Origin of the sequence: Phycicoccus sp. Root563, assembly GCF_001427915.1 — a bacterium.
Taxonomy (GTDB): domain Bacteria; phylum Actinomycetota; class Actinomycetes; order Actinomycetales; family Dermatophilaceae; genus Pedococcus.
Genome location: NZ_LMGM01000001.1, coordinates 1,748,323 through 1,769,383, shown reverse-complemented (window position 1 = coordinate 1,769,383; position 21,061 = coordinate 1,748,323). Strand labels below are relative to the sequence as shown.

Here is a 21,061-nt window from a genome sequence, read left to right as displayed (position 1 = left end):
GGCGTGACACACAGCATCAGCGAGGTCGTCGGAGGCAGCTCCACGATCGGCGCAGCCACCGAGACCGCCGACGTCATCGTCGTCGGCGCGGGTCCCGCGGGATCCGCGACCGCGGCATACCTGGCGATGACGGGACTGGACGTCCTCCTCCTGGAGAAGACGACCTTCCCGCGCGAGAAGGTCTGCGGCGACGGACTGACCCCGCGAGCGGTCAAGGAGCTCATCACCCTCGGCATCCCCACGCCCGAGGAGGACGGCTGGATCAAGAACCACGGGCTGCGGATCATCGGCGGCGGGATGCGCCTGTCGCTGCCGTGGCCGGACCTCGCGAGCTTCCCGCCCTACGGCCTGGTGCGCACGCGCCAGGACTTCGACGACATCCTGGCCAAGCACGCCGTGAAGCACGGTGCGCGACTGCGCGAGGGCACCAACGTCACCGGCCCGATCGTGGACTCCAAGGGGTCCATCGTCGGTGTCACGGCCAAGGCCACGGACGAGAGGGGCCGGGCGACCGGACCGGAGCTGCGCTACACCGCACCCCTGGTCGTGGCGGCCGACGGCAACTCCTCCCGGTTGTCCCTGGCGATGGGCCGCGAGAAGCGCGAGGACCGACCCATGGGTGTCGCGGTCCGCACCTACTACACCAGCCCGCGCCACGACGACGACTACCTCGAGTCCTGGCTCGAGCTGTGGTCGACCGACGCGAACGGCAAGAAGGTGCTCCTGCCCGGCTACGGCTGGATCTTCGGTGTCGGTGACGGCACCTCCAACGTCGGGCTCGGCATCCTCAACACCTCCAGCGCCTTCGGCAAGACGGACTACAAGGACGTCATGCGCCGCTGGGTCGCCACCATGCCGCAGGAGTGGACCTACTCCGACGAGACGATGGTCGGCCCGATCCGTGGAGCCGCGCTCCCGATGGGCTTCAACCGCCAGCCGCACTACGACCAGGGCCTCCTCCTCGTCGGCGACGCCGGCGGCATGGTCAACCCGTTCAACGGCGAGGGCATCGCCTACGCCATGGAGTCGGGTCGGCTCGCGGCCGAGGTGATCGCCCAGGCGTTCGCCCGCACCGACGACGCCCAGCGGGAGCGGGTCCTGCAGTCCTACCCGGGTGTCATGGCCGACTCGCTGGGCGGGTACTACACGCTCGGCCGGTACTTCGCGAAGATGATCGGCAACCCCGAGATCATGCGCCTGGCCACGAAGTACGGACTTCCGCGCACCACGCTCATGAAGTTCCTCCTCAAGGTGATGGCCAACCTCGCCGAGCCCCGCGGGGGCGACGCGAGCGACCGCCTCATCACCGCCCTGTCGAAGATGGCGCCCGACGCATGACCCGTCGTGCAATCTCGGAGGCCACCCCTAGGATTGGGGCGCGCACGTCGCGGCCCGGCTGCACGTCCCGCCCTGACGCCGCCCACGGCGTCAGCCACGACGTCGAGCACGACGTCACACATGAGCTCACAGATGACTTCGGAAGGGGAGTGGCACGGCGATGAGCAACCCCTACGTCCCCCTGCTTTTCCTGTTGGCGATCGGTGGCGGCTTCGCCGTGTTCTCGGTCTTCGCCGCCTCGATCGCGGGGCCCAAGCGCTACAACCGCGCGAAGCTCGACGCCTATGAGTGCGGCATCGAGCCGACGCCCCAGGCCGCCGGCGGCGGGCGCGTGCCGATCAAGTACTACCTGACCGCCATGCTCTTCATCATCTTCGACATCGAATCGGTGTTCCTCTACCCGTTCGCCGTCGCGTTCAACCAGCTCGGTCTCTTCGCACTCGTCGAGATGGTGCTGTTCATCCTGACCGTCTTCGTGGCCTACGCATACGTGTGGCGCCGCGGCGGCCTCGAGTGGGACTGACGAGGACTAGGACAAAGCAATGGGAATCGAAGAGAAGCTGCCCGCAGGCTTCCTGCTGAGCACGGTCGAGCAGGTCGCGGGCTACATGCGCAAGAGCTCGGTCTGGCCCGCCACGTTCGGTCTGGCCTGCTGCGCCATCGAGATGATGGCCGTCGGCACGCCCGACTACGACATCGCCCGGTTCGGCATGGAGCGGTTCTCCGCGACGCCGCGCCAGGCCGACCTGATGATCGTCGCCGGCCGGGTCAGCCAGAAGATGGCCCCCGTCGTGCGCCAGGTCTACGACCAGATGCCCGAGCCCAAGTGGGTCATCTCCATGGGTGTCTGCGCCAGCTCCGGTGGCATGTTCAACAACTACGCCATCGTGCAGGGGGTCGACCACATCATCCCGGTCGACGTCTACCTGCCAGGGTGTCCGCCCCGCCCCGAGATGCTCCTCAACGCGATCCTGACGCTGCACGAGCAGATCCAGAACAGCAAGCTCGGCGTCAACCGCGTCGCTGCGGCCCGCGCGGCCGAGGCGGCCGCCCTCTCGGCGACGCCGACGCACCAGATGACCGGCCTGCTCGCCCAGGGTGCGGGCACCAGCCTGCCGCTGGCCGCTGCCGGCCCGTCGCACGCCCACAGCCACTCGCACAGCCACGACCACGGCGCGCACGGAGGTGTCGCGTGAGCGACGAGAAGGACCCGAAGCAGGCCACCGCCAACAGCGACGTCCTCGGCAACAAGGCCGCTGACGCCGCCGCCGACAAGGGCGACGGACCCGACCAGCCGGCCGCCGTCGTGGCCGGGGCCACCGTCGGGGCCGAGCCCGGCGCCGTGACCGACCGCGAGACCGGGGACCGGCTCCCCGCCGCCCCCGGCACCACGCCCGACCCCGTCCAGGTCGGTGAGCGCCGCGGCATGTTCGGTGCCACCGACACCGGTGACACCACCGGGTACGGCGGCATGGTCAGCCCGATCCTCTTCCCGGCCGCCGCGGTGCGTCCGTACGGCAGCTACTTCGACGAGATCGCCGACCGGCTCGAGCAGGGGCTGGTGGGCGGCTCCGCCTCCTACTCCGAGGCCGTCGAGCGCGCGGTCGTCGACCGGGGCGAGCTGACCCTGTTCGTCCGGCGCGAGCACCTCAGGGCGGTCGCGCGGGCGCTGCGCGACGACCCCGCGCTGCGCTTCGAGATCTGCACCGGCGTGTCCGGTGTGCACCACCCGCAGGAAGAGGGCCGAGAGCTCCACGCGGTCTACCACTTCCTGTCGATCACCCACGGCGGACGCCGGGTCCGCGTCGAGGTCACTGCCCCCGACGCCGACCCGCACATCCCGTCGATCGTCGAGATCTACCCGGCGAACGACTGGCACGAGCGCGAGACGTGGGACATGTTCGGGATCCAGTTCGACGGCCACCCCGCGCTGACCCGGATCCTCATGCCCGACGACTGGCCGGGCCACCCCCAGCGCAAGGACTACCCCCTCGGCGGCATCCCCGTCGAGTACAAGGGGGCCACGGTCCCGCCGCCGGACCAGCGGAGGTCTTACAACTGATGAGCACCGACACCACCGACATCTACGCGACCTCCGGAGCCGACGCGGCTGCGGCCGAGGGCGCGCACATCTTCAACGCCACCGGCGGCGACTGGGACCAGCTCGTCGACGAGGCCGCTGCCCTCCACGAGGAGCGGATCGTCGTCAACATGGGTCCGCAGCACCCGTCGACGCACGGCGTGCTGCGCCTCATCCTCGAGCTCGACGGCGAGACGGTGACCGAGACCCGCGCGGGCATCGGCTACCTGCACACCGGCATCGAGAAGAACATGGAGTTCCGCACCTGGACCCAGGGCGTCACGTTCTGCACCCGCATGGACTACCTGACGCCCTTCTTCAACGAGGCGGCGTACTGCCTGTCCGTGGAGAAGCTGCTCGGCATCACCGACCAGATCCCCGAGCGCGCCAACGTCATCCGCGTCCTCATGATGGAGCTCAACCGCATCACCTCCCACCTCGTCGCCCTCGCGACCGGTGGCATGGAGATGGGGGCCAGCACGGTCATGACCGTCGGCTTCCGCGAGCGCGAGCGCATCCTGGCCATCTTCGAGATGGTCACCGGGCTGCGCATGAACAACGCGTTCATCCGCCCCGGCGGCGTCGCGCAGGACCTGCCCCCGGGCGCCATCGACAAGGTGCGCGACACGGTTCCGTTGCTGCGCAAGGGACTCGGCGAGCTCGAGCTCCTGCTCAACGAGAACCCCATCCTCAAGGGACGCACCGTCGACGTCGGCTACCTCGACCTGTCGGGCTGCATGGCCCTGGGCATCACCGGTCCGGTGCTGCGCTCGACCGGCCTGCCGCACGACCTGCGCAAGCTCGACCCCTACTGCGGCTATGAGACCTACGAGTTCGAGGTCATCACCCGCACCGAGGCCGACGCCTACGCCCGCCTGCGGATCCGCATCGACGAGATGTACGAGTCCCTCAAGATCGTCGAGCAGGCCATCGACCGCCTGCAGTCGAACCCGGGCCCGGTCATGGTCGCCGACAAGAAGATCGCGTGGCCGGCCCAGCTGGCCATCGGCGGCGACGGCATGGGCAACAGCCTCGACCACATCCGCGAGATCATGGGCACCTCGATGGAGTCGCTCATCCACCACTTCAAGCTGGTGACCGAGGGCTTCCGGGTGCCGCCCGGCCAAGCGTATGCCGCCGTGGAGAGCCCCAAGGGCGAGCTCGGCTGCCACACGGTGTCCGACGGCGGGACGCGCCCCTACCGCGCGCACTTCCGGGACCCGTCCTTCAACAACCTGCAGGCCACTGCCGCCATGTGCGAGGGCAGCCAGATCGCCGACGTCATCGTCGCCGTGGCCTCGATCGACCCCGTCATGGGAGGCGTGGACCGCTGATGAGCGGAGACAACTTCGGACTGCAGACCGCCTCAGGTCACCTCAACGTCCCCGTCGAGTCCAAGGAGCCCTACCCGGCCGACGTCCTGGCGGGCCTCCACGAGGACGCCGCCCAGGTGGTGGCGAAGTACCCGCAGAAGCGTTCGGCGCTGCTGCCGCTGCTGCACCTGGTGCAGAGCGTCGACGGGTACGTCACGGGCCGCGGCATCGACTTCTGCGCGGAGGTCCTCGACCTGACCACCGCCGAGGTGTCGGGCGTCGCGACGTTCTACACGCAGTACAAGCGCCACCCCAACGGTGAGTACACCGTCGGCGTCTGCACCAACACGCTCTGCGCCATCATGGGCGGCGACCAGATCTGGGACGAGGTCTCCGAGCACCTCGGCATCGGCCACGACGAGACGACGGCCGACGGCAAGATCACCCTCGAGCGGGTCGAGTGCAACGCGGCCTGCGACTACGCGCCGGTGGTCATGGCCAACTGGGAGTTCTTCGACAACCAGACGCCCGACTCGACCAAGCAGCTCGTCGACGACCTGCGCGCGGGCAAGGACGTCGCCCCCACGCGCGGCGCGGCGAAGGTCTGCAGCTTCAAGCAGGTCTCCCGCGTCCTGGCCGGCTTCCACGACGGCCTCGCCGACGAGGGTGTCGGCGCCGGTCCCTCGTCCCTCGAGGGCCTGCGGGTCGCCAAGGACCGCAACTGGACCGCCCCGGGCGCCAAGCACGCCGCTCCCGCCGACGGCGACGCCGGCACGGCCGGCCTGGCGCCGGGGCGCAGCTCCTCCACCGACACGCCGTCCAACGCCGCCGACGAGCAGGCGGGCTCCAAGCCCGCCGAGGGGAAGTGACAGCCGTGGCCACCACGCTCACCCCGATCCTCACCAAGTTCTGGGACGACCCGCAGTCCTGGACCCTGGAGACGTACGAGAAGAACGAGGGCTACCAGGCGCTGAAGAAGGCGCTCTCGATGGCTCCCGCCGACCTCGTGCAGATGACCAAGGACTCCGGCCTGCGCGGTCGTGGGGGCGCAGGCTTCCCGACCGGCATGAAGTGGGGCTTCCTGCCCCCGCCGGACGGCGGCCCCCGCTACCTCGTCGTCAACGCCGACGAGTCCGAGCCGGGCACCTGCAAGGACATCCCGCTCATGATGGCGGCACCGCAGTTCCTCATCGAGGGCTGCGTCATCACCTCCTACGCCATCGGCTGCAACCACGCCTTCATCTACCTGCGCGGCGAGGTCGTGCACGTCTACCGCCGCCTGCTGCGCGCGGTGGAGGAGGCGTATGCCGCGGGCCACCTGGGCAAGAACATCCACGGCTCCGGCTTCGACCTGGACATCACCGTGCACGCGGGTGCCGGCGCCTACATCTGCGGCGAGGAGACGGCGCTGCTCGACAGCCTCGAGGGCCGTCGCGGACAACCGCGCCTCAAGCCGCCGTTCCCGGCCGTCGCAGGCCTCTACGCCCGCCCGACCGTGGTCAACAACGTCGAGTCGATCGCCTCGGTCCCGCCGATCCTGCTGCACGGCGCCGACTGGTTCTCCGACATGGGCACCGCCAAGTCCCAGGGCTTCGGCATCTTCAGCCTGTCGGGCCACGTCAAGCGCCCCGGCCAGTACGAGGCGCCCCTGGGCATCACGCTGCGCGAGCTGCTCGACATGGCCGGTGGGATGCGCGACCCCAACCACAAGCTGAAGTTCTGGACGCCCGGTGGCTCCTCCACCCCGCTGTTCACCGACGAGCACCTCGACACCCCGCTCGACTTCGAGTCGGTGGCGGCCGCGGGCTCGATGCTCGGCACGCGCGCCCTGCAGATCTTCGACGACACCACCTGCGTGGTGCGGGCCGTCGACCGCTGGACCGACTTCTACAAGCACGAGTCCTGCGGCAAGTGCACCCCGTGCCGTGAGGGCACGTGGTGGCTCAAGCAGATCCTCGGCCGGCTCGAGCACGGCGAGGGGTCCGAGGAGGACCTCGACAAGCTGCTCGACATCTGCGACAACATCCTCGGTCGCAGCTTCTGCGCGCTGGGTGACGGTGCCACGTCGCCGATCACCAGCAGCATCCAGTACTTCCGCGAGGAGTACCTCGCACACCTCACCAACGGTGGCTGCCCCTTCGATCCGAGGGAGTCGTCGCTGTTCGCGAAGGAGAAGGCCACCGCATGACGGTCCAGACCAGTCCCAGCGCCGGCGGCAACGCCGTCAGCAAGGGCGGCGACGCCTCGCCGCCCGCCACCGTCGACCAGGTCAGCCTGACCATCGACGGCGTGGAGGTGTCGGTCCCGAAGAACACGCTGGTGATCCGCGCCGCCGAGGAGGTGGGCGTCCAGATCCCGCGGTTCTGCGACCACCCGCTGCTGGAGCCCGTGGGCGCCTGCCGCCAGTGCCTCGTCGACATCGCCACCCCGGGCCCCGACGGCAGCATGCGCGCCATGCCCAAGCCGCAGGCCTCCTGCACGATCACCGTGTCGGAGGGCATGCAGGTCAAGACCCAGCAGACTTCGCCGGTCGCCGACAAGGCGCAGCAGGGTGTCATGGAGCTGCTGCTCATCAACCACCCGCTCGACTGCCCGGTCTGCGACAAGGGCGGCGAGTGCCCCCTGCAGAACCAGGCGATGAGCAACGGTCGCGCGGTGTCCCGCTTCGAGGACGTCAAGCGCACCTACCCCAAGCCCATCAACATCTCGAGCCAGGTGCTGCTCGACCGCGAGCGCTGCGTCCTGTGCGCCCGGTGCACCCGCTTCTCCGACCAGATCGCCGGTGACCCGTTCATCGCGCTGGTCGAGCGCGGCGCCCTGCAGCAGGTCGGCATCTACGAGCAGCAGCCGTTCGAGTCCTACTTCTCGGGCAACACCGTGCAGATCTGCCCGGTGGGCGCCCTCACCGGTGCGGCCTACCGCTTCCGCAGCCGTCCGTTCGACCTGATGTCGACGCCGAGCGTCTGCGAGCACTGCGCCTCCGGCTGCTCCATCCGCACCGACCACCGTCGTGGTGTCGTGCTGCGTCGCATGGCGATCAACGACCCGGCGGTCAACGAGGAGTGGAACTGCGACAAGGGTCGCTGGGCCTTCCAGTACGCCACCACGGGCGACCGGATCCAGTACCCGATGGTGCGTGACGAGTTCGGTGACCTGCAGGTCGCGTCGTGGCCGGAGGCCCTCGAGGCAGCGGCCAACGGCCTGCGCGCCGCCAAGGGCGTCGGGGTGCTCGTCGGCGGCCGCGTGTCCGCCGAGGACGCCTACGCCTACTCCAAGTTCGCCCGCACGGTCGTCGACACCAACGACGTCGACTTCCGCGCCCGCCCGCACTCGCAGGAGGAGGCCGACTTCCTCGCCTCCACCGTCGTCGCCACCGGCCCGCACGGTGCCGCCGTGACGTACGCCGAGCTGGAGACGGCCAGGACGGTCGTCCTCGTCGGCTTCGAGCCGGAGGAGGAGAGCCCGATCGTGTTCCTGCGGCTGCGCAAGGCGCACCGCAAGAACAAGACGGCCGTGTATGCCGTGGCCCCGTTCGCCACGCGCGGCCTCGAGAAGCTGGGCGGCACGCTCATCCCGGCCGCTCCCGGTACCGAGGCCGAGGTGCTCCGCGCCCTCGGTGACGGGGTCACCGGCGACGGTGCCGCCGCCAAGGCCGCGCAGGCCCTCGAGGAGCCCGGCACGGTCGTGCTCGTCGGCGAGCGCCTGGCCACCGTCCCCGGTGCGCTGTCCGCCGCGGCGGCCCTCACCTCCTCGGTCGGTGCCCGCCTCGCGTGGGTGCCCCGCCGGGCCGGTGAGCGTGGTGCGCTGGAGGCCGGTGCGCTCCCGACCCTGCTGCCCGGTGGCCGACCGGTCGCCGACCCGGCTGCCCGTCAGCAGGTGGCCGAGGCCTGGGACGTCGTCGGCCTGCCCGACACGCCCGGCCGCGACACCGCCGGCATCATCGCCGCGGCGACCACCGGTGACGTCAACGCCCTCGTCGTCGGTGGCGTCGACGCCCGCGACCTCGCCGACCCGCGCGCGGAGGAGGCCCTGGCCAAGACGTTCGTCGTGTCGCTGGAGGTCCGGCCCTCGTCGGTCACCGAGGTCGCCGACGTCGTGTTCCCCGTCGCCGCGCACGCGGAGAAGGGCGGCACCTTCGTCGACTGGGAGGGTCGCACCCGGCCCTTCGCCACGGCGATCGACACCGCGCACAACTCCGACTACCGCGTCCTGGACATGCTGGCCGGCGAGCTCGGCTCGTTCCTGGGTGCGCGCACGCTCACCGAGGTCCGCGCCGACATGTCCGCGCTCGGACCGTGGGAGGGCCAGCGGCCCGCCGCGCCGTCCGTCGCCGCCGGTGACGTCCCGCACCTGCCCGAGGGCAAGGTCGTCCTCGCCACCTGGCACCACCTGCTCGACCGCGGTTCGCTGCAGGACGGCGAGCCGTTCCTGGCCGGCACCGCCCACGCCACGCGGGCGCGCGTCTCCGCCGCCACCGCCGAGGCCCTCGGGCTCGTCGACGGTGACACCGTGCGGGTGGCGGGCGACCGGGGTGCGATCAGCGCACCGGTCGAGGTCACGCCGGACATGGTCGACCACGTCGTGTGGCTGCCCACCAACTCCGAGGGCAGCCGGGTCCGTGCCACGCTGGGCGCCGACGCGGGAGCCCTTGTGTCCCTCACGAAGGCCGCGAACACCGTGGACAGGAAGGTCACCCAGTGAGCACCGTGACGTATGCCGCCCAGGCAGTCACCGCCCTGCCGCACCTCCCGGCCGGGCTGGCGAGCGCGCCGTTCGCCGACAACCCCAGCGCCGACTTCAGCGACACGCCGTGGTGGCTGCACCTGGTCAAGGCGTTGCTCGTCTTCGTGTTCCTGCTCGTCAACACGCTGATCGTCATCTGGTTCGAGCGTCGCGTGATCGGTCGGATGCAGCAGCGTCCCGGACCCAACCGCACCGGTCCGTTCGGGCTGCTGCAGACCCTCGCCGACGGCGTCAAGCTGGCCCTCAAGGAGGACCTGACGCCGAAGAACGCCGACAAGGTCGTCTTCGCACTCGCCCCGGCCATCGCGGGTGCCATGGCGTTCGTGTCGTTCGCGATCATCCCGCTCGGCCCGACCGTCTCGATGTTCGGCCACCGGACGCCGCTGCAGCTGACCGACATCCCCGTGGCGGTGCTGCTCGTGCTCGCCGTCGCCGGTGTCGGCGTCTACGGCATCGTGCTGGCCGGCTGGTCGTCGGGCTCGACCTACCCGCTGCTCGGTGGACTGCGCTCGACCGCCCAGGTCATCTCCTACGAGATCGCCATGGGCCTGTCGCTCGTCGCCGTGTTCCTCTACTCCGGCTCGATGTCGACCTCGCAGATCGTCGCCTCGCAGAAGGACCTCTGGTACATCATCCCGGCGTTCTTCAGCTTCTTCGTCTACGTCATCACGATGGTCGGCGAGACCAACCGACTGCCCTTCGACCTCGCCGAGGGCGAGGGCGAGCTCACCGGTGGCTTCCACACCGAGTACTCGTCGCTGAAGTTCGCGATGTTCTTCCTCGGCGAGTACGTCAACATGTTCACCGTCGCGGCGCTGGCCACGACGATGTTCCTCGGTGGCTGGCAGGCGCCTCCCGGCATCGCCGCCATCAACGACGGCATGTTCAACCACGGCTGGTGGGGTCTGCTCTGGTTCGTCATCAAGCTCTGGCTCTTCATGTTCTTCTTCGTCTGGCTGCGCGGCTCCCTGCCGCGTGTCCGCTACGACCAGTTCATGCGGTTCGGCTGGAAGTTCCTCATCCCCGTCACCCTGGGCTGGGTCGTCGTCGTCGCCTTCATCCGTGGCAGCCAGCTCGGCTACTTCGGTGATGCCGCCCTGACCCTGGGCAACCGGCAGTTCCCGGTCTTCAGCATCGTCTTCGTCGTCATCGTGTCCCTCGCGGCACTGCTCGCGGTGTGGATCTGGGACAACAAGAAGATCGAGAAGGACGCCGCCCGCTCCGCCCCCGCACCGGAGGAGATCGACCCGTTCGCGGGTGGGTACCCGGTGCCACCCCTGCCCGGACAGCGCCTGAAGGAGCCGACCATGGCCATCAGCGACCGCACGGACGCAACCCAGAAGGAGGCCGCTCGTGGCTGACCGAGCAGCTGGTCGACCAGCTGACGACAAGAAGAGCGGGTTCTTCGCCGACCTCTTCGCCCCGGTCGGCGGGTTCGGCGTCACCTTCGCCACGATGTTCCGCAAGCTGGAGACCGAGGAGTACCCCGAGGAGAAGCGTCCGACGCAGCCTCGCTACCACGGTCGCCACCAGCTGAACCGGCACCCGGACGGCCTCGAGAAGTGCGTCGGCTGCGAGCTGTGCGCGTGGGCCTGCCCGGCCGACGCGATCCTCGTCGAGGGTGCTGCGAACGACGACAGCGAGGGCGGTCTGGGCCGCTTCTCGCCCGGCGAGCGCTACGGCCGCGTCTACCAGATCAACTACCTGCGCTGCATCTTCTGCGGCCTGTGCATCGAGGCCTGCCCGACGCGCGCCCTGACGATGACGAACTTCTACGAGCTCGCCGACGACAACCGGGCTGACCTCATCTTCACCAAGGAGCAGCTGCTCGCGCCGCTCTCCGAGGGGATGCTCCCCGCGCCGCACCCGATGGTCGACGGCCTGGAGGAGCGCGACTACTACCAGGGCAAGGTCGCTCGGTCGACCCCCGAGCAGGAGGCATGGGTGAAGGAGCACGACACCGCCCCCCGCGACGGCGTCGCTGCCAGCGGCGACCCCGTCGAGGGCGTCGACACCGTGGTGACCGGTCAGGCCACCCGCGACAGCAGCGGAGAGGCGGTGCGCCGATGACCGGGCTCGGTGAGCAGGTGCTCTTCTGGATCCTCGCGCCGGTCTCCGTCGTGGCGGCCACCGGGCTGCTCTTCGCGAAGAAGGCGGTGCACGCCGCCATCGGCATGGCCCTGGTGATGATCAACCTCGGCATCTTCTACATCGCGCAGGAGGCGGACTTCCTGGGCATCATCCAGATCTTCGTCTACACCGGCGCCGTGATGATGCTGTTCCTCTTCGTCCTCATGCTCGTCGGCGTCGACTCCTCGGACTCGCTCGTCGAGACCCTCAAGGGCCAGAAGTGGGCGTCGCTGTTGTTGGCGCTCGGCCTCGGCACGCTGGTCTTCACGGCTGTCGGCCGCGTGGAGTTCGGCCCCATGAAGGGCCTGGCCGGTGTCAACGACAGCCCCGGCAACATCACCGGTGTCGCCGAGCTGATCTTCGGCAAGTACGTCTGGACCTTCGAGGTCACCTCGGCCCTGCTCATCACCGCTGCGCTCGGCGCGATGGTGCTGGCCCACCGCGAGCGGATCGGCGCCAAGCCGAGCCAGCGGCTGTGGTCCGAGCGGCGCATCCGTGACAACCGCAACGTCGCCGGCCTCCCCGCGCCGGGTGTCTACGCCCGCAGCAACGCGGTCGACACCCCGGCCCTGCTTCCCGACGGCACCCCGAGCGAGCTGTCCGTCTCGCGCGTGCTGACCGCCCGCGAGCAGATCGTGACCCCCGTCCCGCACATCGAGTCCGAGCACGACATCGAGCACGAGATCGAGGAGGGCTCACAGCGATGAACCTCGTCAACTACATCTACCTCGCGACGATCCTGTTCGCGATCGGTGGAGCCACCGTCCTCATGCGGCGCAACGCCATCGTCGTGTTCATGGGTGTCGAGCTCATGCTCAACGCGACCAACCTGATGTTCGTGACCTTCGCGCGGATGCACGGCTCCCTCGACGGCCAGGTGATCGCCCTGTTCGTCATGGTGGTCGCGGCCGCCGAGGTCGTGGTCGGCCTCGCGATCATCATGGCCATCTTCCGTGCCCGCAGGTCGGCCTCGGTCGACGACGCCAACCTCCTGAAGCTGTAGAAGGGGCCTCGAAGGTGACTTCCCTCGCAACTCTCGCCGCCGCCGACGGTGCCGCCACCGCGGCCACCGGCATCACGGCATACGCGTGGCTCCTGGTGGCTCTCCCGCTGCTCGGTGCCGCCGTCCTCCTCCTCGGGGGACGCGCCACCGACAAGTGGGGGCCGCTGTTCGCGACCGCCATGTCGTGGGCCGCGTTCCTCGTCGGCGCCATCATCTGGATCTCGATGATCGGGCGCGACCACGAGTCGCGCGCCGCGTCGCTGCACCTGTTCAGCTGGGTGCCGGCCGGGTCGTTCAACGTCGACGCCGGCATGCTCATCGACCAGCTGTCCGTGGTGTTCGTGCTGCTCGTGACATTCGTCGGCTCGCTGATCCACGTCTACTCCCTCGGCTACATGGAGCACGACCCGGACAAGCGCCGGTTCTTCGCCTACCTCAACCTGTTCGTGGCCGCGATGCTGCTGCTCGTGCTGTCCGACTCCTACCTGCTGCTGTACGTCGGCTGGGAGGGTGTGGGTCTCGCGTCCTACCTGCTCATCGGGTTCTGGAACCACAACCCGGCGTACGCGACGGCTGCCAACAAGGCGTTCGTGGTCAACCGCGTCGGTGACTTCGGCCTGTCCGTCGCGATCATGATCATGTTCGCGGCGTTCGGGACGGTCTCCTTCGCCGGGGTCCAGCAGGCGGCGGAGGGTGGTGCCGGTCAGGGTGTGCTCACCGCGATCGGCCTGATGCTGCTGCTCGGTGCCTGCGGCAAGTCGGCGCAGTTCCCGCTGCAGAGCTGGCTCGGCGACGCGATGGCCGGCCCCACGCCGGTCTCGGCGCTGATCCACGCGGCGACCATGGTCACCGCCGGCGTCTACCTCGTCGTGCGCAGCGGCTTCATCTTCAACAACGCGCCGAACGCCCAGCTGGTCGTGGTCATCGTGGGTGCGATCACGCTGCTCTTCGGTGCGGTGGTCGGTTGTGCCAAGGACGACATCAAGAAGGCCCTGGCGGCCTCGACCATGAGCCAGATCGGCTACATGATGCTCGCCGCCGGGCTCGGACCGGTCGGTGCGGCGTTCGCGATCTTCCACCTGCTCACGCACGGCTTCTTCAAGGCCGGGATGTTCCTCGGTGCCGGTTCGGTCATGCACGGCATGAACGACCAGGTCGACATGCGTCGCTTCGGTGGCCTGTCCGGCCTGATGAAGATCACCTGGGTCACGTTCGGGCTCGGCTGGCTGGCGATCCTCGGCGTCCCGCCGTTCTCGGGCTTCTGGTCCAAGGACAAGATCATCGAGGCGGCGTTCATCGGTGAGGGCTGGCGTCCGTGGGTCTTCGGCCTCACCGCCATGATCGGCGCGGGCATCACCGCCTTCTACATGTCGCGCCTGTTCTTCATGACCTTCCACGGCAAGAAGCGCTGGACCGAGGACGTGCACCCGCACGAGTCCCCGCTGACGATGACCGTCCCGATGATGGTGCTGGCCGTCGGCTCGGCCCTCCTCGGTGGCGTGCTGTCCATCGGTGGCACCTTCACGCACTGGCTCGCGCCGGTGGTGGGGGAGCACGGCGAGGAGCACCCGGTGCTGGCCGTCCCGGTCATCACCGGCCTGACGCTCCTGCTCGTCCTCGGCGGTGCCGGCCTCGCGTGGATGCGGTACTGGCGCGACGAGGTGCCGCAGGCCCAGCCGACCGGTTCGCTGGTCACCCGGGCCGCGCGCCGCGACCTCTACCAGGACGACGTCAACGAGGGCGTCTTCATGCGCCCCGGCCTGCACCTGACCCGTGCCCTCGTCTTCGCGGACAACCGCGGCGTCGACGGCGGGTTCGGCGGCCTGGCTGCCCTCGTCGGCGGCACGTCCAGCCGCCTGCGTCGCCTGCAGAACGGCTTCGCACGTTCCTATGCCCTGACGATGCTTGCCGGCGTCGTCGTGATTCTCGGTGCTCTGTGGGTGATCCAGTGATGACGAACTTCCCCTGGCTGACCGTGATCGGGTTGATCCCGCTCATCGGTGCTGCCGTCGTGGCCGCCCTCCCGGCAGGGGTGACCGACCGTGCCAAGCACGTCGCGCTGGGCTTCTCGCTCGTGACGTTGGTGATGGGCATCGCAGCTGCCCTGCAGTTCACGACGAAGTCCGACGCGCAGTTCCAGCTCACCGAGCAGCACGAGTGGATCCCGCAGTTCGGTGTGTCCTACGCGCTCGGTGTCGACGGCACCGCGCTCGTGATGATCCTGCTGGCCGTCATCCTCACGCCGGTGTGCGTCCTCGCCGCGTGGAACGACGTGCCCGAGGGCGGCAAGCGCGAGAAGAACTACTTCGCCCTGATGCTCGTGCTGGAGACGTTCATGGTCGGTGTCTTCGCCGCCACCGACGTGTTCCTGTTCTACGTGTTCTTCGAGGCCATGCTCATCCCGGTCTACTTCCTCATCGGCTCCTACGGTGGCGCGCGCCGCCAGTACGCCGCGGTGAAGTTCCTGCTGTTCTCCCTCGCGGGTGGACTGGTGATGCTCGTGGGCGTCCTGGCGCTGTACCACTACGGCCCGGGCGGCTCGGACGGCTTCCTCGTCACCAAGCTCACCGGACTCGACCTCGGCACCACGCCCGAGCGCCTGATGTTCGTCGCGTTCTTCTTCGCCTTCGCGGTGAAGGCGCCGATGTGGCCGGTGCACACCTGGCTGCCCGACGCAGCGACCGAGGCGCGCCCCGCGACCGCGGTCCTGCTCGTCGGTGTCCTCGACAAGGTGGGCACCTACGGGATGATCCGCTTCTGCCTCCAGCTGTTCCCCGAGGCGTCGAAGTGGGCGACCCCGGTGGTCCTGACCCTGGCGGTGATCTCCATCATGTACGGCGCGCTGCTGGCCATCGGCCAGACCGACGTCATGCGCCTGATCGCCTACACCTCGGTCAGCCACTTCGGCTTCATCGTGCTGGGCATCTTCGCCCTCACCACGACCGCCGGGGCCGGCTCGACGCTGTACATGCTCAACCACGGCTTCTCGACCGCGGCGCTGTTCCTCATCGCCGCGATGCTCGTGACCCGTCGGGGGAGCAAGCGCATCCCGGACTTCGGCGGCTGGCAGCGGGTGACGCCCGGCCTCGCCGGCGTGTTCCTCGTCGCCGGCCTGTCGGGCCTGGCGCTGCCGGGTCTGAGCTCGTTCGTCTCGGAGTTCCTCGTGCTCGTCGGGACGTTCCAGCGCTACAAGTTCGCGGCGGTCGTCGCGACGGCGGGCATCGTCCTCGCCGCGCTCTACATCCTGCTCATGTACAAGCGGATGATGACCGGCGCGAAGCCCGAGCTCGACGCCCCGGTCCGTGACATCTCGCTGCGCGAGAAGATCGTCGTGGCCCCGCTGATCGCCGCGTTCATCGTCCTGGGCTTCTACCCCAAGCCGGCGCTGGACGTCCTCAACCCGGCGGTCGCCAAGACCCTGAGCTACGTCGGTGTCACCGACCCCGCCCCCACCTCCGCTGACGGGAGCACGAAGTAATGCCCGCCGTGACAGTCCTGTCCACGCCGATGGTGCCGGCTGCCTTCCAGGCCGCCGACTTCAACTACGGCGCCATCGCCCCGATGCTCATCGTCATCGGCGGTGCGCTCGTCGGCGTGCTCGTCGAGGCGTTCGCGCCGCGGCGGATCCGCCACACCACCCAGGTGGCACTGGCCCTCGCGACCCTCGTGGCCGCCCTCGTGGTCCTCGTGACCGTGTCGGCCGACGCGAAGAACCGCGGTGGCACGCTGGCCCAGGCCGTCATCATCGACGGGCCGTCGCTGTTCCTCCAGGGCGCCATCCTGGCGATGTCGATCCTCGGTGTCCTGACGATGGCGGAGAAGTTCGGTGGCCAGGGCGCGGACGCGTTCACGCCGATGGGTGCCGCCGTCCCCGGTTCGCCGCACGAGGCCGCGGCCCTGCGTGCCGGCCTGGCGACCAGCGAGGTCTTCCCGCTGACGATGTTCGCCGTGCTCGGCATGATGCTCTTCCCGGCCGCTGGCGACCTGCTGACGATGTTCGTCGCGCTCGAGGTCCTGTCGCTGCCGCTGTACCTGCTCTGCGGCCTGGCCCGACGCCGTCGCCTGCTCTCGCAGGAGGCGTCGCTGAAGTACTTCCTCCTCGGCGCGTTCAGCTCGGCGTTCTTCCTCTTCGGTGCCGCCCTGCTCTACGGCTACGCCGGCTCGCTCTACATCGCCGACATCGCCAAGGCCGTCACGGCGGCCCCCGGCAACCTCGAGGGCCTGCTGCTGCCCGGTGTGGTGTTCGTCCTCGTGGGCCTGCTGTTCAAGGTCGGTGCGGTGCCGTTCCACTCGTGGACCCCCGACGTCTACCAGGGTGCGCCGACCCCGGTCACGGGCTTCATGGCCGCCTGCACCAAGGTCGCCGCCTTCGGCGCCATCCTGCGGATCGTGTACGTCGGCATCGACGCCAACCGGTGGGACTGGCGCGGTGGCGTCATCGCCGTCGCCGCCCTGACCATGGTCGTCGGCGCGGTCCTGTCCGTCACCCAGACCGACGTCAAGCGCCTGCTGGCGTACTCCTCGATCGCGCACGCCGGGTTCATCCTCGTCGCCGTGCTGTCCTTCGACCGGACCGGTGTCTCGGGCACGATGTTCTACCTCGTCGCCTACGGCTTCATGACCATCGCCGCCTTCGCCATCGTCTCGATGGTGCGCCAGGGCGGGTCCGAGGCCTCCCACCTGTCGCAGTGGGCAGGCCTGGGCCGCAACCACCCGGTGGTCGCCGGGGTCTTCGCGTTCCTGCTGCTCGCGTTCGCGGGCATCCCGCTCACCTCGGGCTTCACCGCAAAGTTCGCCGCCTTCTCGCCGGCCGTCGCCTTCGGTGGCCGCGCCGGGGTGTGGCTGGTCGTCATCGGTGTGCTGTGCAGCGTCATCACGGCGTTCGTCTACGTGCGCCTGATCGTGCTCATGTACTTCACCGAGCCGCCGGCCGGGGAGACCGTCGTCGCGGAGACCGCGTCGCCGTTCACCACCGTGGCGATCACCATCGGCACCCTCGTCACGCTCGTCCTCGGCGTGCTGCCGTCGCAGGTCCTCGACCTCGCCGCGCGCTCGTCGCAGTTCCTGGTGAAGTGACCCGGGTCGACCACGTGAGCCCCACCCCGCCGGTCCTGGCCCTTCCGGCCACGTCCGACGAGCTCAACGCGCGACTCGCCGACGGCCTCGAGGCCGTCGACGCGCTGCTGCGGCGCGAGGTGGACCACGAGGACCCGTTCATCGCAGGGGCCAACATCCACCTCGCCGAGGCGGGGGGCAAGCGGTTCCGCCCGCTGCTCACCCTGCTCGCCGCCGAGGTGGGCTCGGGGGTGAACGACGACGTGGTCGCCGCGGCGACCGGTGTCGAGCTCACCCACCTCGCCTCGCTCTACCACGACGACGTCATGGACGAGGCGGACGTGCGACGCGGGGCTCCGAGCGCCAACGCGAAGTACGACAACTCCACGGCGATCCTCGTCGGTGACCTGCTCTTCGGCACCGCCTCGTCGATCATCGCCGACCTCGGCCCGGAGGCCGTGAAGATCCAGGCCCGCACGTTCGTGCGGCTGTGCTCCGGCCAGATCCGTGACACCCGCCGCGCGCCCGAGGGGGTCGACGCGACCGACTACTACCTGCAGGTCCTCGCCGACAAGACCGGTGTCCTCATCGCCACCGCGGCCCGGTACGGCGCGATGTTCAGCGGCTGCGACGCCGCCACCACCGAGACGCTGCGTGAGTACGGCGAACGGCTCGGTATGGCGTTCCAGCTCGCCGACGACCTCATCGACATCGCCTCGGACTCCGAGTCCATGGGCAAGATGCCCGGGACGGACCTGCGCGAGGGCAAGCGGACCCTCCCCGTCCTCTACGCGCTGGCCTCCACCGACCCGGCGGACGCCCGGCTCCAGGAGCTGCTGCGGTCCGAGATCCAGGACGACGCGTCCCTGGCCGAGGCCCTGGAGCTGCTGCGGGTGCACCCGGCGATGGACCGGGCCCAGGAGCGGACGAACGCCGTGGCCGCCGAGGCCACCGCGGCCCTCGCCGGGCTGCCCGACAGCGAGGCCAAGGACGCCCTTTCCGCCCTGGCGACCAGCGTCGTCACCCGCGTCGGCTGAGCCACCGCCCTCCTCGAGCGCTCGGCACGCCGGCCCGGCACGTCGGGTCGGCACCGTGGGTTTCGCCCAGCGGCCGGCGGAGCCGGACCGCCCACGGGCGCAACGCGACCGAGGCGCCATACCGCCCCTCGACGGGGACCGTATGGCGCCTCGGCGGCACCACGTCGGGTCAGCGCTGGCGGATCTGGATCACGCTGGGGCGGGGCTGGCCGTCACCCTGGTAGGGGAACTGGCTGGCCGGGGCCGACAGTGAGGCGCCCTCGGTCTCGCCCGGGTGCTGCACCGCCGCGAGGACCGACTTCTGGTCCCAGGTGACGAGCGGGCCACAGCACTCGGAGTACGCCGGCACCGACAGGAACTGCTGCAGGTGGCCCTGGTGCGGCCCGGAGAGCGGGTACAGGTACATCCCGTCGCAGGCGCCGAGGGCGTTGCCGTCGGTGGCGATCCACATGTTGCCCTCGTGGTCGAAGGCGATGTTGTCGGGGCAGGAGATCGGCGAGACGTCGGACCGGTCGTACCCGTTGAAGTAGGTCGTCGGGTCGTTCGGGTCGCCGGCGATGAGGACGATCTTCCAGGTGAAGGTGGTCGTCGTGTCGTCGCCGCGGGACGGGACGAGCTCGACGATGTGCCCGTGCTTGTTGTTGGCGCGCGGGTTGGCCTCGTCGATCTGGCTCGGCTGGCGGCTCGTGTTGTTGGTGCACACGACGTACGTGCGGCCGTTGACGAGGTTGGGCTCGACGTCCTCGGGGCGGTCCATCTTCGTCGGGCCGACCTTGTCGGCGGCAAGCCGCGTCCAGATGAGCACCTCGGCGACGCTCATACCGGCTACGTACGAGGTGTCGTCCACGACGAGCGGCAGCCAGTAGCCGGTGCCGTCGCTGATGCCGTCCTCGAACCCGTCGCCGGTGAACTTCGCGACGTAGAGGTCGCCGGAGGACAGCAGTGAGAGGTTGTTGGCCCGCGCCTTGCGGGAGTCGCCCTTCTGGTACTTCCCGCGGGAGACGAACTTGTAGAGGTAGTCGAAGCGCTCGTCGTCACCCATGTAGGCGACGACCCGCCCGTCGGGCGCGATGGTCACGTTGGCGCCCTCGTGCTTCAGGCGACCCATCGCGGTGTGCTTGACGGGCGTCGAGGAGGCGTCGGACGGGTCGAGCTCGACGACCCAGCCGAACCGGTTGACCTCGTTGGGCTCCTGCGTGGCGTCGAACCGCCGGTCGGCGCGCTCCCAGCCCCGGCCCTTGGACCCGGTCAGCCCGTAGCGCTTGTAGGCGTCGGCCTGGTCGGCCGGTGCCGTGGGTGCGGCGAAGTAGCCGTTGAAGTTCTCCTCACCGGACAGGGCCGTCCCCCACGGGGTGACGCCGCCGGAGCAGTTGGCGAAGGTGCCGAGCACGCGGCGGCCGGTGGAGTCCGCCGAGGTCCGCAGCAGCGGGTGGCCGGCGGCAGGACCGTCGAGCCGGAACGGCGTGGTCGCGGTGACGCGGCGGTTGACGCGATCGATGCGGACGTGGCGCCACTGGTCGCGGGCGTTGCGACGGCGCAGCGCGACGACCGACATGCCGTGGGCGGCCATGCTGATCCGCAGCTGCTCGGTGGTCAGGCCCGCCGAACCGGTGTAGCCACGGAACATCAGCTCGTCGTTGGTGTACTCGTTGTTGCAGACCAGGGTTCCGCGGTTCGCGTCGCGGCCGGGGATGAGCACCGTGTAGTCGTTGTTGTAGCCGAACTGGCCCTCCTGGGCCCTGGCGCTCTGCTTGTCGAAGTCGAACTCGGGTGCGCCCGAGATGATCGGGTCGCCCCAGCTGATGATGGTCGACCACTCGAACCCCTGCGGGACGACGACCTTGTCGGTGCCGGCCGGCTGGGGCTGGATCGGCGTGAAGCCGAACGGTGACTTCGAGCCCCTAGGCCCTCCCTTCGCGCCGCCGGCCGGGCCCCCGGCGGGGGTGCCGGACGGGGCGGCAGCCGCCGCGCCGGTCCCGGCGAACGCACCGAGGCCGACGACGGCAGCGGCGAGGCCACCGCCCTTGAGGACACCGCGGCGCGAGGCCAGCGAGGAGACGAGGTCGCCGAAGTAGGAGTTGTCGCTGGTGTTGGGGACGGGCTTGCTGCACGCGTCGTCACACTTGAAGTGGCAGGTCATGGCAGACCTGCCCCCCTGGTGGGTGCGCAGCAGGGGCAGCAGCGGGCGGTGCGTGGGCGCAGGCGATGGTGCGGACATCGGTTCCTCCGTAGGGGGCGTGGGCGCCCGCTTCCGGGTGAGCCGGGCCGCCTCGCCCACGCTAGGAACCGGGGCTGGAGCCCGGGTGGCGGCTGGATGAACGCTGGGTGATCTACGGTGAACAGCGGGTATGGCGCTAGTAGG

At 69.7% G+C, this 21,061-nt stretch carries 17 protein-coding genes; 16 read left to right on the top strand and 1 reads right to left on the bottom strand.

Annotated features, from left to right (window positions below):
- Nucleotides 1–3: 3 nt before the first annotated feature.
- The 16 genes from ASD62_RS08400 to ASD62_RS08325 all read left to right on the top strand — a co-directional run bounded on the left by ASD62_RS08400 (nucleotide 4) and on the right by ASD62_RS08325 (nucleotide 18,699).
- A complete protein-coding gene (locus tag ASD62_RS08400; protein ID WP_056915567.1) occupies nucleotides 4–1,338 on the top strand; it encodes a geranylgeranyl reductase family protein in 1,335 nt (444 codons plus the stop codon).
- 160 nt (nucleotides 1,339–1,498) lie between these two features.
- Complete coding sequence (locus ASD62_RS08395; RefSeq protein ID WP_056915566.1) at nucleotides 1,499–1,861, top strand: NADH-quinone oxidoreductase subunit A; 363 nt, start codon at nucleotides 1,499–1,501, stop codon at nucleotides 1,859–1,861.
- 19 nt (nucleotides 1,862–1,880) lie between these two features.
- On the top strand, nucleotides 1,881–2,534 hold the full coding sequence (locus ASD62_RS08390; protein WP_235529344.1) for an NADH-quinone oxidoreductase subunit B family protein: 654 nt from the start codon (nucleotides 1,881–1,883) through the stop codon (nucleotides 2,532–2,534).
- 146 nt (nucleotides 2,535–2,680) lie between these two features.
- Complete coding sequence (locus ASD62_RS08385) at nucleotides 2,681–3,400, top strand: NADH-quinone oxidoreductase subunit C (RefSeq protein ID WP_056917257.1); 720 nt, start codon at nucleotides 2,681–2,683, stop codon at nucleotides 3,398–3,400.
- Nucleotides 3,400–4,752 (top strand): NADH-quinone oxidoreductase subunit D, encoded by a 1,353-nt coding sequence (locus ASD62_RS08380; RefSeq protein ID WP_056915565.1) that lies wholly within the window; start codon nucleotides 3,400–3,402, stop codon nucleotides 4,750–4,752. The genes ASD62_RS08385 and ASD62_RS08380 overlap by 1 nt, the downstream gene beginning before the upstream one ends.
- On the top strand, nucleotides 4,752–5,600 hold the full coding sequence (gene nuoE / locus ASD62_RS08375) for an NADH-quinone oxidoreductase subunit NuoE (protein WP_056915564.1): 849 nt from the start codon (nucleotides 4,752–4,754) through the stop codon (nucleotides 5,598–5,600). The genes ASD62_RS08380 and nuoE overlap by 1 nt, the downstream gene beginning before the upstream one ends.
- A 5-nt stretch (nucleotides 5,601–5,605) precedes the next feature.
- Entirely contained in the window at nucleotides 5,606–6,919 is a 1,314-nt protein-coding gene (gene nuoF / locus ASD62_RS08370) for an NADH-quinone oxidoreductase subunit NuoF (protein WP_056917256.1), read from the top strand.
- Nucleotides 6,916–9,432, top strand: a complete 2,517-nt coding sequence (locus tag ASD62_RS08365; protein WP_056915563.1) for an NADH-quinone oxidoreductase subunit G — start codon at nucleotides 6,916–6,918, stop codon at nucleotides 9,430–9,432. Before nuoF ends, ASD62_RS08365 begins: the two co-directional genes overlap by 4 nt.
- A gap of 35 nt (nucleotides 9,433–9,467) precedes the next feature.
- Nucleotides 9,468–10,835, top strand: a complete 1,368-nt coding sequence (nuoH, locus tag ASD62_RS08360; RefSeq protein WP_056917255.1) for an NADH-quinone oxidoreductase subunit NuoH — start codon at nucleotides 9,468–9,470, stop codon at nucleotides 10,833–10,835.
- A complete protein-coding gene (nuoI, locus tag ASD62_RS08355; protein WP_082553495.1) occupies nucleotides 10,828–11,544 on the top strand; it encodes an NADH-quinone oxidoreductase subunit NuoI in 717 nt (238 codons plus the stop codon). Before nuoH ends, nuoI begins: the two co-directional genes overlap by 8 nt.
- Entirely contained in the window at nucleotides 11,541–12,311 is a 771-nt protein-coding gene (locus ASD62_RS08350; RefSeq protein ID WP_056915562.1) for an NADH-quinone oxidoreductase subunit J, read from the top strand. Before nuoI ends, ASD62_RS08350 begins: the two co-directional genes overlap by 4 nt.
- Entirely contained in the window at nucleotides 12,308–12,607 is a 300-nt protein-coding gene (nuoK, locus tag ASD62_RS08345; RefSeq protein ID WP_056915561.1) for an NADH-quinone oxidoreductase subunit NuoK, read from the top strand. The genes ASD62_RS08350 and nuoK overlap by 4 nt, the downstream gene beginning before the upstream one ends.
- 14 nt (nucleotides 12,608–12,621) lie before the next feature.
- On the top strand, nucleotides 12,622–14,559 hold the full coding sequence (gene nuoL / locus ASD62_RS08340; protein ID WP_056915560.1) for an NADH-quinone oxidoreductase subunit L: 1,938 nt from the start codon (nucleotides 12,622–12,624) through the stop codon (nucleotides 14,557–14,559).
- Entirely contained in the window at nucleotides 14,559–16,085 is a 1,527-nt protein-coding gene (locus tag ASD62_RS08335; protein WP_056915559.1) for an NADH-quinone oxidoreductase subunit M, read from the top strand. The genes nuoL and ASD62_RS08335 overlap by 1 nt, the downstream gene beginning before the upstream one ends.
- Entirely contained in the window at nucleotides 16,085–17,683 is a 1,599-nt protein-coding gene (gene nuoN, locus ASD62_RS08330; RefSeq protein WP_056915558.1) for an NADH-quinone oxidoreductase subunit NuoN, read from the top strand. Before ASD62_RS08335 ends, nuoN begins: the two co-directional genes overlap by 1 nt.
- Before the next feature lie 14 nt (nucleotides 17,684–17,697).
- The gene (locus tag ASD62_RS08325; protein WP_056917254.1) at nucleotides 17,698–18,699 is read left to right on the top strand and encodes a polyprenyl synthetase family protein; all 1,002 of its coding nucleotides are present in this window, start codon (nucleotides 17,698–17,700) and stop codon (nucleotides 18,697–18,699) included.
- Nucleotides 18,700–18,868: 169 nt separating this feature from the next.
- On the opposite strand, the gene ASD62_RS08320 is transcribed toward ASD62_RS08325, so the two are convergent.
- On the bottom strand, nucleotides 18,869–20,917 hold the full coding sequence (locus ASD62_RS08320; protein WP_056915557.1) for a PhoX family phosphatase: 2,049 nt from the start codon (nucleotides 20,915–20,917) through the stop codon (nucleotides 18,869–18,871).
- Nucleotides 20,918–21,061: the final 144 nt, after the last annotated feature.

What these genes read in the sequence shown, in the direction of transcription:
- ASD62_RS08390 (WP_235529344.1), top strand. Translation starts at nt 1,881, where the DNA reads ATGGGAATCGAAGAGAAGCTGCCCGCAGGCTTCCTGCTGAGCACGGTC.
- ASD62_RS08365 (WP_056915563.1), top strand. Translation starts at nt 6,916, where the DNA reads ATGACGGTCCAGACCAGTCCCAGCGCCGGCGGCAACGCCGTCAGCAAG.
- nuoN (WP_056915558.1), top strand. Translation starts at nt 16,085, where the DNA reads ATGCCCGCCGTGACAGTCCTGTCCACGCCGATGGTGCCGGCTGCCTTC.
- ASD62_RS08350 (WP_056915562.1), top strand. Translation starts at nt 11,541, where the DNA reads ATGACCGGGCTCGGTGAGCAGGTGCTCTTCTGGATCCTCGCGCCGGTC.
- ASD62_RS08380 (WP_056915565.1), top strand. Translation starts at nt 3,400, where the DNA reads ATGAGCACCGACACCACCGACATCTACGCGACCTCCGGAGCCGACGCG.
- nuoE (WP_056915564.1), top strand. Translation starts at nt 4,752, where the DNA reads ATGAGCGGAGACAACTTCGGACTGCAGACCGCCTCAGGTCACCTCAAC.
- ASD62_RS08395 (WP_056915566.1), top strand. Translation starts at nt 1,499, where the DNA reads ATGAGCAACCCCTACGTCCCCCTGCTTTTCCTGTTGGCGATCGGTGGC.
- ASD62_RS08320 (WP_056915557.1), bottom strand. Translation starts at nt 20,917, where the DNA reads ATGTCCGCACCATCGCCTGCGCCCACGCACCGCCCGCTGCTGCCCCTG.
- ASD62_RS08335 (WP_056915559.1), top strand. Translation starts at nt 14,559, where the DNA reads ATGACGAACTTCCCCTGGCTGACCGTGATCGGGTTGATCCCGCTCATC.
- nuoK (WP_056915561.1), top strand. Translation starts at nt 12,308, where the DNA reads ATGAACCTCGTCAACTACATCTACCTCGCGACGATCCTGTTCGCGATC.